Here is a 13,930-nt window from a genome sequence, read left to right on the forward strand (position 1 = left end):
ACAACGTTTGTTTTGCCATGGTGCAAACGGAACAAGGCATCATGTACTTCGCCACGCGCAGCGGCGTGCTGGAGTTTGACGGCCGCAATTGGAATCTTATTCCCGGCAAAGGCGCCATATACTCTCTTCAAATAGACGCCGCCGGCGACATGTACTGGGCCGGCGCCGACGGCTACGGCAAGCTGGAGGCCGATGATAAAGGATTTCTGCAACTGAAAACCTGGTCGCGGCCCGAGGTGAAGGATGTATACCAGTGCCTGGTGGTAAAAGACAAGGTCTACTTTCTCACCGACGTGGCCTTGTATATGCATAAAGAGGAAACGAAACCCATACGCCTACCGGCCACCACGCTGAGCGGATCATTTACGGGTATGACGGAGCTCTTCGGCTCCATTTACCTTAACACCGGTCAAGGCATTTTGAAGGCAGATGGCGATCATCTGGTGGCGACCACCTTGGGCTTTTCGAATGAGGATGAAATTTTGTTTTCCTCGGCCTATCAAAACATGTATATCGTCGGGTTGGCCAACAACAAATTGTATCTCTGTGGGGAAGACCTCAGGCCGCGCGAAATGGTGCTGGAAGATCAGCCCTATATCACGGCGAGTGTGGTGGTGAGCGGCTCGTGGGTGAATCGGGACTTGCTGGTCCTGGGCACCTTGCGCGGAGGATTGATCTTTATCCATGCGGCTTCGGGAAAAACGCAAGAGATCATCAACTATTCCACGGGGCTGCCCGACAACGAAGTCTATGCACTGATGAATGACAAGAGTCAGAGCATTTGGTTGGCCCATGAATATGGGTTTACCCGGGTGTCGCCTTATTTGCCGTTCCGGTCGTTTAGTCACTATGATGGATTGCAGGGCAACTTGTTGTGTGCCCTTTCCTTGGGAGACCAGGTGTATGTGGGCACGTCGCTCGGATTGTACGCCCTGCAAAAGGAGGAAGTGTTTGAAGAGGTCATTCATTACGATTATGTTCTGAAACCGGCAAAAAAGGAAGTTAAAAAAGAAGCTGCCCCGCCGTTGGCATCACCGCCTGCCGAAGAAACAAAACCCCCGGTGGCCGAGGCGCAATCCAAGAAAAAGGGCTTCCTGTGGTTCCTGAAGCGGAAAAGAGTGGAGTCCAAGCCAACCACCGAAGGCAAGGCCGATGTGGCCGTGACGCCCGTTGAACCCGAGGCGACGTCACCGGCCAACACCAACCCGGCGGCAAAGCCTTCTTATCAGCGGATAAAAAAAGTCGAGAAAGTACTTCGCAGTGCCCATTACGTGTATAAAAAAGTGGCGGGCATCGACGCCAAGATCACCAGCCTGGAGCAGGTGGGCGATCATCTGGTGGCTGCCGGTTTAGGAGGCGCCTACGAAGTGACCGGTCTTCAGGCCTGGCCCCTCGTGGAGGAGCCCGTGCGCTCCGTTTTTAATGCGGCCGATGAAAAAATGCTTTTCATCTCAACCTATAAAGACGAGATCCGGACGATGGTGTTGGGCGAGGAAGGGTGGCAGACTTCGAGCATACTGAACCCGCTGGACGAGCCGGTGATCCATATTTTTAAAGGTGCCGAGCATGAATTTTGGCTGTGCGGCCTGGACCAGGTGCACCGGGTGGAGATTGAAAACCAACAGATCAAAACGATTCAGTCCATCCCCGTGAACAATCCGAACTTCGACGGTACAGCCGGCATCTTTCGGAAGAATGAAGTAGTGGCCATCAACTCGCAGGGATTTTTCAAATACGACCGAAGTCGCCAGACCTTTGTGCCGATCGATACCTTGGCCAAACCCCTCCGGTATTTTGCCAGCGACAACGACATTTGGTTTCGCGATGCACACCGTTGGAATTTGTTTGGGCAGCATCCCGGCCAGAGCAACCTGGACCTGCTCAACCTGTTTAGCGACCTCCGTTTTATAGCGTCCGACCAAACGTCCGACAACCTGTGGCTCATCACCGGAAACAATGAGCTTTATAAATTCTTTGGCGAGAAATTCACGCCCTACGAGCCCGGTTACCCCCTTTTGCTAAAGTCGGTTCGCAACGATAACCGAAAGGTTTCGCGGGCGGGCTTGATGGAGCTGGACCAGGAAAAGAGCTCGGTCTCTTTTGAGATCGTTCAGCCCGACTACCTGGGCTCAGAGTCGGTGGAATACCGCTACCAACTTTTTGGATTGGAGAAGGGTTGGTCGGAATGGTCCAGCAGCTATAACATCGTTGACTTTCCCTACCTGCCTGCAGGCGAATACACCCTGATGGCACAGGCGAAGGATATTTTTGGAAAGGTGCAGGACCTGCCGCCGGTGAAGTTCGAGGTATTGCCCCCCTATTGGAAACGGCCATGGTTCTATGCGATGGAATTCGCTTTGTTTGCTTCCTTGGTGCTGTTGTCGTTCCGGTTAAGTACACGCTACCGGTTCATCAGCCGGATCCTGTCGTTGCTTACTATTATCTTGTTGATTCAATTTATCCAGACGGCCATAGGGGAGACGTTCGAAACGAGGACCAGCCCCGTGAAAGATTTCTTTGTGCAAGTGCTGGTGGCCTTTCTTATTTTGCCGGTAGAGGGATACCTCCGGAAGCTTATGCTGAGATCGTTGGGCGCCCAGACGGCCCTTCATCGTTTTGTGTCACCTAAGCCTCCCGTGGCGGTAGAGGAGAAGCAAGAAGAGAATTAATTTTGGTAATTTCAGGGACCACAACCGTCAACGTCTATGAGATGTTTTGATCTTTCTTTGTCGGAGCCTGTACCGATGCCATGCAACGCCCGCGAAGGCCGGGTTTTTTCAAACGCCAACACGGCGGATTTCCCCGATCGCCAGGGGATGTTACAGTTCAGGAACGTTGATGTCCGTTAGGCAAGTGCTGGCATGAAACCAAAGCCAAAACATACCGGTGAGCTAACCACCCAGAGCTCTAAGGCACTGATCGAAAATGCCCACGAAGGCATTGTTGTGTACGATCTAAAGGGCAAAATTAAATTTGCTTCCTCCAGCGTGCGAAAGATCGTGGGCTATAAGGAAGCCGAACTACTCGGAAGATCGGGGAAAGAATTTGTTCACCCCGAAGATGTGAAGGAGGCCACGCAAGCTTTTGTGGATCTGTTGGCGAGGCCGGGCAAAAGCATCACGATTCAGGAACGCCTCCGGCACAAGAAAGGCCACTACTTCTGGGCCGAGTCAACGCTCACCAACTTCGCGCATTTGCCCGACATCCGCGGGGTGGTCTCTAACTTTCGCGACGTTTCGGAAAAGAAAAATGCAGAGGAGGCTATCCGTCAAAGCCAGGAGCTGTTGCTCACCATCAACCGGAATGTCTCGGAAGGAATTTTTATGGGCATCGTAGGCCAGCGGCTCATCTACGTGAACGATGCCTTTCTAAGGATCATGGGCTATGCAAAGCCTGAGGAAATGATGAAGCTCGCTCCGCGGCAATTGTATGCCGACGAAGCGCAACAGAAAAAAATACAGAAACAATTAAAGCAAACGGGTACCCTCAAAAATGTGGAGGCTATTTTTCGCCGCAAGAACGGCGAGGAATTCCTGGGCGTTCTCAATGTGAACTTGCTGCATCATGAAGGCAAGGACGACCACCTCGTGGGCACCCTGCGCGACGTCACCCGCGAGAAGAAGGCAGAAGCGGATCTCATCGAGTCGCGAAATTTTTTAAGGAACGTGATCGACACCGTAGCGGCCCCGCTCTTTGTGAAAGATGACCGCCACCGTTGGGTGATGATGAATGAGGAATTCGGAAACCTGATCGGCCGGCCCGAAAAGGAGATCATTGGCAAGACCGACCGCGATTTCCTCCCGAAAGCCGAAGCCAAGGTTTTTTGGGACATCGACAATCAAGTGCTAAAGACGGGCAAGACGACCGTCAACCAGGAGCGCCTCACGTCGGCCAAAGAAGGCGTGCGCGATTTGCTCACGGTGAAGTCGCGTTACGTGAGCGAGAAGGGCGAGAAATTTATCATCGGCTTTATCTCCGACATTACGGTCGCGAACCGGGTGCAGCAAAAAATAAATCAGCTTAACGCCAATTTGCAAGGCATTATGGAAAGCACCCGCGAATCCATCTATGCGGTTGACAACCATTTTTGCTACCTCGCTTTCAATGACAATCATAAACGGATCATGAAGTTGCTGTATGGGGCCGATATCAAAGTGGGTTCCGACAAGATCAAACAACTGAAAGGTTCCTCCGATACTCCGTGGATCAAAGAGGAGATCATGAAAGCGATGAAGGGCACGATCTTTATGTCCGAGCACTATCTCCATTATCCAAAATACAAGGGCTACATCCAAACGACTTACAATCCCATTCGCGATGAGAACGGAAAGGTGAGAGGCGTGGCCGTTTTTGTGAAGGACATAACGGAACGCAAACGGTTTGAAGGCATTATTCAATCCATACACGCCAACATGCAGGGGGTCATTGAAAGCACGGCCGACCGGATATTGGCGGTTGACAAAAAATACCGGTACCTCGTCTTCAACCGCTCGCATGCCGAGGCCGTGAAACGCATGCTCAACAAGGACCTGAAGGTGGGCGACAACCTGCTGGAGATCATGAAGGCGTCGCCCGACATCAGCAAAGGGCTGCGGCGCAATCTTATCCGGGCCATGAAAGGCGAACAGTTCTCCTCCGAAGGCGCCATGCCGGACAAAACCATGTGGGAAAGCTCATTCAACCCCATTTATGACAACGACAAGAACATTTCAGGGGTAGCGGTTTTTGCCCGGGATGTGACGGAACGAAAACGAATCGAAGCGCAACTCAAGACCTTGAATGAAGAGCTGATGCAACAAAATTTCCAACTGGCCGCTCAGGAAGAAGAATTGAAGGCTACCTTGGAAGAACTCTCGGAGCGCAACTTTGAATTGGACCAGCTCATGTACAAGACCTCGCACGACCTGCGCTCGCCACTGGCGTCTATCATGGGCCTGGTGAATCTGGCTAACCTGGACAAAGACGAAGCCAGCCGCGACAACTATCTGAGCAAAATCGAGGGGCGTATCAAAAAGCTTGATGAATTTATCCGTTCCATGCTGGACTATGCGCGGGTGAACCGCGTGGAGATGGTGCCGGAGAACATTGACCTGAAGGCCGTAGCTCAAAACTGTATTCGCGAGTTGGAATATCTCGACAATTTCAAGGCCGTGCGCATCACCGTACAGGCGAAAGGCGACGCTTCATTCCGCAGCGATCCGCTGCGCGTGAACATCATTTTCAGCAACATTATTTCCAATGCCTATAAATATTTCAATCCGGAAGCGGAGAGTTTTCTGACCATAAAAATGGAAATGACGACTACCCAGGCCCGGATCGATTTTCAGGACAATGGTATAGGCATAAAGCCTGAACATCTGACCAAGATCTTCAACATGTTTTACCGGGCTACGGACCGGTCGCAGGGCTCGGGTCTGGGCATGTATATTGTGAAGCAGGCCATCGAAAAATTGGGGGGCACCATCGACATGAAAAGTGAGTATGGCAGGGGCACACGGATCAAGATCACTTTACCGAACATGCCCGCATGAAAAATGTGTATTCTTCCTTATTTTTGACCGTATGACAAAACCCGACCTGCAAGCTGTTCCGACAGCCTTCAAACATTACGTTGAAAATGTGAAAGACCAGGACATGCTGGAGGCCTTGAAAGACTCCAACGTGAAATTTCTTTCGATCATACGATCGCTCCCCGAAGAAAAGGGCGCTTATGCCTATGCCGAAGGCAAATGGACCATCAAGGAAATGCTTTGCCACATGATGGATGCCGAGCGGATCTTCGCCTACCGTGCTCTTCGTTTTGCGCGCAACGACAGCACAGCCCTGCCCGGATTTGACGAGAACAGCTACGCTCCCGAAGCGAATGCCGCCGCCCGCACCTTGGCCAGCCTGATCCGGGAAATGGAAACGCTGCGTCAAACCACCCTCGATCTGTTTGCAAACTTCACACCGGCTATGCTGGATCGCAAAGGCACAGCGAGTAACATGCCCATGAGCGTGTTGACGTTGGGCTATATTATTTCCGGGCACGAAACCCATCACCGGAAAGTTCTCACGGAACGATACCTGGCCAAATAGCGCATGCGAACCTTCCAGCGCTATGTGTTGATGATTGGGGCCATGGGATTTTTTTTCTCCTGCTCGCCGCTGGCCCCGCGCAAACTTGACCAGTTGTTTCACAGCACGGAAGCAAACTTTCACGACCATACGGGATTCATGCTCTATGACCTGGAACAAAAAAAGAGCGTGTACGCCTTTAATGCGGACAAATATTTCACGCCGGCCTCCAACACAAAGATCTTCACCTTCTATACCAGCCTGACCCTGCTGGGCGACTCACTACCCGCGTTGCGTTATGTGGAAACCGCGGACTCGCTTATTTTTTGGGGCACGGGCGATCCATCGTTCCTTTATAAAAATGTTTTCGACAACGGCCGGGTCTTCAACTTCTTAAAGCAGTCCGGCAAGAACCTCTATTTTTCAGGATCAAATTTTTACACCACCACCTTTGGTTCGGGATGGGCGTGGGACGATTACAACAGCGCGTATTCTGCCGAACGTTTTTCGTTTCCCGTCTATGGCAACCTGGTGTCGGTGAAATCGAAAAACAATCGCCTCGATCTTCAACCGCCCTTTTTCAAAAATAACTTTACCACGGGCGATGTGGAGGAAGAAACCAAAGTGATCCGGAAAGTAGAGAGCAACGATTTTAAATTTTACCCCTCTCCAAAAGGAACATTCGAAGACGACATTCCTTTTCGCGCAGACGCCGACCTGGTGTCGAGACTCTTGACCGACACCTTGAAAAGAACGGTAACCACGGTGAACAAGGCCCTCAACAAAGATGCGCGTGTGCTGTATAGCATGCCCGTCGACAGCGTTTACCGGGTCATGATGCAGCAAAGCGACAATTTCATTGCCGAGCAGCTGTTGTTGATGAGTGCGGGCGTGATCAGCGATAGCTTGCAGCCGGAGATCGCGATCCGCTATATGAAAAAAAATGCGCTGAGTGATCTGTCAAACGAACCCGAGTGGGTCGATGGTTCGGGACTTTCGCGTTATAATTTATTCACGCCACACCTGGTTGTGCAGCTGTGGGAGAAAATCTACGCCAAGGTGCCGCGCGAAAGACTCTTTCCGATGCTGGCCACCGGCGGCAAGCCCGGCACGCTGCGCAATTGGTACAAGGCCGACAAGCCTTATGTTTTTGGAAAAACAGGTTCGCTAAGCAACAATCATTGCCTGAGCGGTTTCCTGGTGACGAAGCGGGGAAAGACCGTGATCTTCTCGTTTATGAACAGCGACTACACGGTGGCTTCCAGCGAAGTGCGAAAAAATATGCAGACTATCTTGAATTTAATTTATGAGAACTACTAACCTCCCGATCTTCAAAACCATTTTTTGCTGCTCACTTTTGTTGCTGGGCCGAACCCTGTCGCCGGCACAAACGCCCGACAGCCTCGATATCAAGATCGGGCAAATGATCCTCATCGGCTTTCCGGGACCGGCCGTCGACGAGAAAGTGCTGGATGAAGTGCGCCGCGGGATGGTCGGTTCTATCATTTTGTTTGAGAAGAATATTCCGGCAAAGAACTCGTTTGTCGAGCTGAAGAAAATTATCTGGACCTATCAGAAAGCTTCTCCTTATCCACTGTTTATCGGCATCGACCAGGAAGGCGGACGGGTGAACCGGCTCAAGGATAAATATGGATTCCCCCGTTCTATTACGGCCTGGGCTATGGGCAAATCGCCTTCGCTGGATTCGGTGCGGTTTTATGGGGAAGCTACAGCCTCTACGTTGGCGGGGTTGGGAATCAACATCAACTTTGCACCGGTCGTGGACCTGGCGTCCAATCCCGACAATCCCATCATTGCCAAATATGGCCGCGCATTTTCTGCCAATGAAGATTCCGTGGCGTTGATGGCAAAAGAATTTATAAAAATGCACCACCGCTATGGCGTGCTGACGTCGCTGAAACATTTTCCCGGCCACGGCAGCTCCAAAGACGACACGCACCTTGGCATTGCCGATGTGACCAACACATGGGAAGAACGCGAACTGAAGCCTTACCAGATCCTGATCGACTCCGGCTATGCCGACGCCGTGATGACCTCGCACATTGTGAATAAAAAGCTGGACAAGGCCGGCAACCCCGGCACACTTTCCGCCGATATCCTAACCGGTGTGCTACGCCAGCGTCTGAATTTTGACGGTGTCATTTTCACAGACGACATGCAGATGCACGCTATCACCAAACACTATGGGCTGGAAGATGCCATCAAGCTGGCCGTGAACGGAGGCGTTGACATCATGACGTTTTCCAATAACATTTCAGGGAGCGATGAGCGCACCGTTAACAAAGTGCATTCCATCATTCGCAGTATGGTGGAAAAAGGCGACATCAAGCGTGAAAGAATTGAAGAAAGCTACCGCCGCGTCATAAAACTAAAAAAACAACTGAGCCAGGGCGATCGTGCCGCATACTATCAGCAGCAGGTGGAAAAGGCAAACGTTGCGCTGGAAGCCGAGAAAAATCTGGGCAAGCAAAACGCCGAAGCCATGTATCAGAAGGGCAAACAAGAAGGTAAACAGGAAGCAGAACAAGCAAGCTCTTCAAAGAAAAAGAAACGCAAAAAATCTTGATGTCAGGGTTCGTTTGAAACAGAAACGAAACAGTATGGTTATTTTTTAAAAAGAAACATGGAACCGTTCATCATTCATCCGGCCACGGCCCCACTCGTTCCGATCCTGGTGAGCGTGCCGCATTGTGGCACTGCCTTTCCCGCAGAGTTGAAAGAACAATACCGCGCCGACTTCATCGAGGCGCCGGATGATACGGATTGGTTTGTGAATAAACTTTACGATTTCGCGCCGTCGTTGGGCATTACCATGATCACGGCCGTGTACAGCCGGTGGGTGATCGATCTCAATCGCGATCCCCATAACAAACCGCTCTACACCGACGGACGGATCATCACCGGCCTTTGCCCCACGACGAATTTTTTGGGTGAACCACTTTATAAGGATCAAAGACAGGAAGTAGATGCAGCAGAAACGGAAAGAAGACTGCAAACTTATTTTTGGCCCTATCATCAGGCGCTTCAACGACAGTTGCAGGAATTGAAATCAACGTTTGGGAAAGTGTTGTTGTGGGATTGTCACTCCATCCGGCAATACGTCCAAACCATCTATAAAGAAAAATTCCCCGACCTCATTCTCGGCGACGCCGACGGTGCTGCTGCTGCGCCGGCGCTCATTGACCTGGCTTATAAACAATTGGGATCCGCGAAGTATTCGGTAAGTCACAATTTTCCATTTAAAGGTGGATACATCACGCGAAGCAACGGAAAGCCCCTGGAGAATCAACATGCACTACAGTTGGAGATGAGCAAGATCAGGTACATGGACGACACCGAACGATCGTATCACAACGAACGCGCCACCGAAATGCGAACGTTGTTAAAGAAGACATTGACAACATTGGCCGACTATCTTCAACCGAAAAAGGCACATGAAGTATTATAAATTCAAAGGTTTGTTGTTGAGCAAAGGTTGGCTTTCTCCCGCCTATGTGGGTGTGGATGACGCGGGACGGATTCAGCATTTGTCGGAGCAACCCCCCGCAGAGGTCGTTGCTTTTGAAACCGTGAATGGTTATGCCTTGCCGGGTTTTCAAAATGCGCACTCGCACGCCTTTCAATTTGCGATGGCCGGCATGGCCGAGAAACATGAACCCGGATCGCGCGACGATTTCTGGAGCTGGCGCGAAGCGATGTACAAATGTGCCCTGAGCCTTGACCCGGCACAGATTGAAGCCGTGGCGGCAATGCTTTACGCAGAAATGCTTCGCAAAGGATATACGAGCGTGGCGGAATTTCACTATCTGCACCACGATCCCTCCGGAAAGCCCTATGCGAATTGGGCCGAAACCGGCGAGCGACTGATTGCCGCGGCAAAGACTGCGGGCATTAAAATAACGCTGGTGCCGGTGTTTTATCAAAAAGGAAATTTCGGAGAACCACCTCAACCCCGACAGCGGCGTTTTATTTCAGCGACACTCGACGACTACCTTCACCTGCTCGACGATTCGGCGGCCGCCGTAAAGAACGACGAAAATGCCAAGCTCGGGTTTGGCGTGCATTCGCTTCGCGCCGTGAATGCGGAGGATGTGATCAACACTTTCAAAGACGGCCCTACTCATATTCCCTTCCATCTTCACGCCGCGGAACAACGCAAGGAAGTTTCCGATTGTGAAGCCTATCTGAAAAAGCGACCCGTGCAGTGGCTCACGGAAAATCTTCCGTTGAATGAACGCTTCCACATCGTTCACTGCACCCACATGAACAATGAGGAAGTTTTGACATTGGCGAAGTCTGGCGCGCAGGTAGTGCTATGCCCCGGCACGGAAGGAAACTTGGGAGATGGCATTTTCAGATTGACCGACTACGCGCGCGCGGGAGGAAACTGGTCCATTGGTACCGATAGCCACATCAGCCTAAACCCGCTGGAAGACCTGCGCTGGATGGACTATGCCCAACGGCTCACCACCCACCAACGCAACACGTTTGACGACGGCGCCACCAAACTAATGATCAAAACGCTGGACGGTGGCCGCCGCGCCATGACCACGTCACCCCTAAAAGATTTCTTTGAGATAAACGCTCCGTTTGATGCGGCGGTCTTCGATGCGGGGAATCCCTTCCTGGAGCGACGATTGGATCAAATGCTGCCGTCCATTTTATACACCTGCGATGCATCAGCCATTTTGGGCACCCTGGTGAACGGGAAATGGCGTGTGAAAAATCACGTCCATTTGCAGCAAGAGAGCATCCGCGCTCCCTTTCGCGAAGCCATGAAAAACCTTTCTTTTTAGTTCAACACCGTACTTTTTCATCCTGGCGCGCGATACGGTAAATGCGACGGTTGGTTTTCCCGGAAGTCTTCCCGGCACACCCGCATATTGTTATATTTGCCACCCACACGAAACGACGGAGAATGCTTTTTGACGATGCGTTTGATCAACCCAAACCAGCGGTGCGCCCGGCGCTCCCCGCGGGCACGGTGATCGACTACGAGATTGGTTTTTTATTCAACTTTGCTTCCGGAAAATCCACGCGCTTTGATCTGGAGCCGGTGCTCCTTTTTAAAAGGGGACCCTACACCGAATACAAAAGAATTTCCCTGCAATCGGAACGCGCGCTTGCCTACTTGCAACCGCTGGAGGACACGCTATACAAAGACTTCCTGGCTTTTTCGGATGACCGCCTCCTGGATTGGATGACCAACACAGGCAACCGTTTCATCCGGAATCATTCAGGCACGTGGGCCCATGTTTCGGCCAAAGAGCTGGTGAACCTGCGCAAACACTACCGCGATTTGCTGGAAAAACTTTGGCCGGCGCTAAATGCCTGGCCGAATCTATTTGTTCTGAAAGCCGGACGCTTCAACAACAATCAGCAACAGTTTGTCAAGCTTGGCAACGATGTGGCTATACGGTTCACGGCCGATCGCAAAGGCGACACCATCGTCTTGAACCTCGTGTTGGCTTTGGATGGTCGCGTATCGCCTCTCAACCTGTTGGGTGGCTTTTTGTTGGAAAAGGAAGGCTTGCTCTACCTGCCTCCCGATGCGCAAACGCTGGCGTGGATCGACACGTTCAAGAAAGGAGCGCTTTCATTCCCGTTGTCTATTAAAAAGGAAGTGGTCTCCAAATACATTATCCCGTGGCTGGATAAATATCCCGTGGCCATCGACGATAAATTGAACATCGCGATCACCACCCCGGAACAGCAACCGGGTGTTTTTCTCAGCGAATTGAACGAGAGCAACCTGATGATCCGCCCGCAATTCCTCTATGCCGAAACGCCTATTGACTATAGCGAAGAACGTTTCGTGGTGACCGAAGAGGGCGAGGCCATCAAGATCATTCGCCGCAACAAGGAACAGGAGAAGACGCTCTATGAATATTTGCGCACGCTTCACAACTCTTTCAAGAACCAGCGCAACAACCTTTACTACTATCTTCCTTTTGATGAAGTGATGAAACGCGGGTGGTTCATCACCATGATGCGCAAAGTGCAGGACCAAGGCTATGGCGTCCATGGCTTGCATGAGCTGCAGAAATTCAGATACACCACGCATATTCCGAAGTTTACCATTTCGGCATCTTCACAGCCCGACGGTTTCGATTTGAAAGTGACCATCCAGTGGGGAGAGCATATGGTGAGCCTGAAAGAGATCCGTCACGCCATCCTAAACCGGCAGGACACGATCATGCTGGAAGACGGAACGTTGGGGCATATTCCGGAAGAATGGATCAGTCAATACAGCCTGCTGTTGCGCACGGGAACAGAAGAAAACGGCACGCTGAAGGTGAGCAAGCTCCACTACACGCTGCTGGAAGACATCCTGGATAAAATAGACGACAACACCGTTCAACAGGACATCGAAGCCCGCAAGGAGAAACTCCTGAAATACGACGACATTCAAAAAGTGGCGTTGTCCACAGAAATAAAAGCGTCGTTGCGACCCTACCAGCAATCGGGCTTTCACTGGTTGCAGGCGCTCGACGAGTTGGGTTGGGGCGGCTGTCTGGCCGACGACATGGGGTTGGGGAAAACGCTGCAGACCATTTCCTTTTTGCAGTTTGTAAAAGAAAAATATCCCGGCAGCACCCAACTGGTCGTGTGTCCCACATCGTTGATCTTTAACTGGGAAAATGAATTGCAAAAATTTTGTCCCAGCATAAAATTTCACACGCACTACGGTTTGCAGCGGAGTTTCACCGAAACACATTTTGCCGACTACGACGTGGTGCTGACCACCTACGGTGTCGTGCGCAACGACCTCGAGGATCTGACCGGGTTCTTATGGCAATACATCATCCTGGACGAAAGCCAGGCCATAAAAAATCCGGATGCCCGCGTCACAAAAGCCGTGATCCAGTTGCAGGCCGTGAACCGCGTTATTTTGAGTGGAACGCCCATTCAAAACAACACGTCGGATCTCTTTGCTCAATTCAATTTTCTAAACCCTGGCCTGTTGGGCACACGCGAATTCTTTAACCGTGAGTTTGCCATTCCCATCGACAAACTGGGCAGCAAAGAAAAAACAGCTTACTTAAGAAAACTCATCAACCCGTTCACCCTCCGTCGCACCAAAGAACAAGTGGCGAAGGACTTGCCCGACAAAACCGTGATGGTGCTCTGGTGCACCATGGAAGCCGAGCAACGCCGCACCTACAACGACTATCGCGATCGCTACAAGAGCACCCTCATGAAGCGAATTGATGAGGATGGATTGGGTAAATCGGGCGTATATGTTTTGGAAGGTTTGCTGAGACTCCGGCAGATCTGCGATCACCCCGCATTGGTTGAAAAATCGGAAGAGCCGGTGAAGCCCTCCGTGAAGATCGAAGAACTGACGCGCGAAATGCGAGAGAACGCCGGAGATCATAAATTCCTGGTCTTCTCGCAGTTCACCGAAATGCTCCACCTGATCCGCGACGAATTTGAAGCGGCGGGCATTTCTTATTGCTACCTGGATGGAAGCACCTCGCTAAACAACCGCAGAGAACAAGTGGAGAAATTTCAGTCCGACAGCACGATCAAAGCGTTCCTCATCTCGCTTAAGGCCGGTGGTGTTGGTCTTAACCTCACCGTGGCCGACTACGTCTATCTCGTTGATCCCTGGTGGAATCCCGCGTCTGAACAACAAGCCATCGACCGCGCACACCGCATTGGGCAAACACGGAAAGTGTTTGCTTACAAAATGATCTGCAAGGACACCGTGGAGGAAAAAATTCTTCAGCTCCAGGAACGCAAGAAAATGTTGGCCGACGATCTGATCCAGGAAGATTCCGGCTTTGTAAAAAATCTCTCCCGCGAGGATGTGGAATTCTTGTTCGGCTAAGGCAGGATAAAAAAAAGA

Annotated in this window: 8 protein-coding genes; all 8 read left to right on the top strand. The window is 51.4% G+C overall.

Going from position 1 to position 13,930, the window contains the following annotated elements:
* Window positions 1-17: 17 nt before the first annotated feature.
* The 8 genes from D4L85_RS08670 (at window position 18) to D4L85_RS08705 (ending at window position 13,912) form a co-directional block, all read left to right on the top strand.
* The gene (locus tag D4L85_RS08670) at window positions 18-2,669 is read left to right on the top strand and encodes a triple tyrosine motif-containing protein (RefSeq protein ID WP_160143613.1); all 2,652 of its coding nucleotides are present in this window, start codon (window positions 18-20) and stop codon (window positions 2,667-2,669) included.
* 192 nt (window positions 2,670-2,861) lie between these two features.
* A complete protein-coding gene (locus tag D4L85_RS08675; RefSeq protein WP_119753950.1) occupies window positions 2,862-5,531 on the top strand; it encodes a PAS domain S-box protein in 2,670 nt (889 codons plus the stop codon).
* Between the two features lie 31 nt (window positions 5,532-5,562).
* Entirely contained in the window at window positions 5,563-6,078 is a 516-nt protein-coding gene (locus D4L85_RS08680) for a DinB family protein (RefSeq protein ID WP_119753951.1), read from the top strand.
* A gap of 3 nt (window positions 6,079-6,081) precedes the next feature.
* Window positions 6,082-7,377, top strand: coding sequence for a D-alanyl-D-alanine carboxypeptidase/D-alanyl-D-alanine-endopeptidase (locus D4L85_RS08685; protein WP_119753952.1), 1,296 nt, complete (start codon window positions 6,082-6,084; stop codon window positions 7,375-7,377).
* The gene (locus tag D4L85_RS08690) at window positions 7,364-8,644 is read left to right on the top strand and encodes a glycoside hydrolase family 3 protein (protein ID WP_119753953.1); all 1,281 of its coding nucleotides are present in this window, start codon (window positions 7,364-7,366) and stop codon (window positions 8,642-8,644) included. Before D4L85_RS08685 ends, D4L85_RS08690 begins: the two co-directional genes overlap by 14 nt.
* Window positions 8,645-8,701: 57 nt before the next feature.
* Complete coding sequence (locus tag D4L85_RS08695) at window positions 8,702-9,526, top strand: N-formylglutamate amidohydrolase (RefSeq protein WP_119753954.1); 825 nt, start codon at window positions 8,702-8,704, stop codon at window positions 9,524-9,526.
* Complete coding sequence (gene hutF, locus D4L85_RS08700) at window positions 9,513-10,874, top strand: formimidoylglutamate deiminase (RefSeq protein ID WP_119753955.1); 1,362 nt, start codon at window positions 9,513-9,515, stop codon at window positions 10,872-10,874. Before D4L85_RS08695 ends, hutF begins: the two co-directional genes overlap by 14 nt.
* Before the next feature lie 122 nt (window positions 10,875-10,996).
* Window positions 10,997-13,912, top strand: a complete 2,916-nt coding sequence (locus tag D4L85_RS08705) for a DEAD/DEAH box helicase (RefSeq protein WP_160143614.1) — start codon at window positions 10,997-10,999, stop codon at window positions 13,910-13,912.
* Window positions 13,913-13,930: the final 18 nt, after the last annotated feature.

It is taken from the genome of Chryseolinea soli (assembly GCF_003589925.1).
Lineage (GTDB): Bacteria > Bacteroidota > Bacteroidia > Cytophagales > Cyclobacteriaceae > Chryseolinea > Chryseolinea soli.

Coding starts and splice junctions, on each gene's coding strand:
- D4L85_RS08670 (WP_160143613.1), top strand. CDS start 18: ATGGTGCAAACGGAACAAGGCATCATGTACTTCGCCACGCGCAGCGGC.
- D4L85_RS08675 (WP_119753950.1), top strand. CDS start 2,862: ATGAAACCAAAGCCAAAACATACCGGTGAGCTAACCACCCAGAGCTCT.
- D4L85_RS08680 (WP_119753951.1), top strand. CDS start 5,563: ATGACAAAACCCGACCTGCAAGCTGTTCCGACAGCCTTCAAACATTAC.
- D4L85_RS08685 (WP_119753952.1), top strand. CDS start 6,082: ATGCGAACCTTCCAGCGCTATGTGTTGATGATTGGGGCCATGGGATTT.
- D4L85_RS08690 (WP_119753953.1), top strand. CDS start 7,364: ATGAGAACTACTAACCTCCCGATCTTCAAAACCATTTTTTGCTGCTCA.
- D4L85_RS08695 (WP_119753954.1), top strand. CDS start 8,702: ATGGAACCGTTCATCATTCATCCGGCCACGGCCCCACTCGTTCCGATC.
- hutF (WP_119753955.1), top strand. CDS start 9,513: ATGAAGTATTATAAATTCAAAGGTTTGTTGTTGAGCAAAGGTTGGCTT.
- D4L85_RS08705 (WP_160143614.1), top strand. CDS start 10,997: ATGCTTTTTGACGATGCGTTTGATCAACCCAAACCAGCGGTGCGCCCG.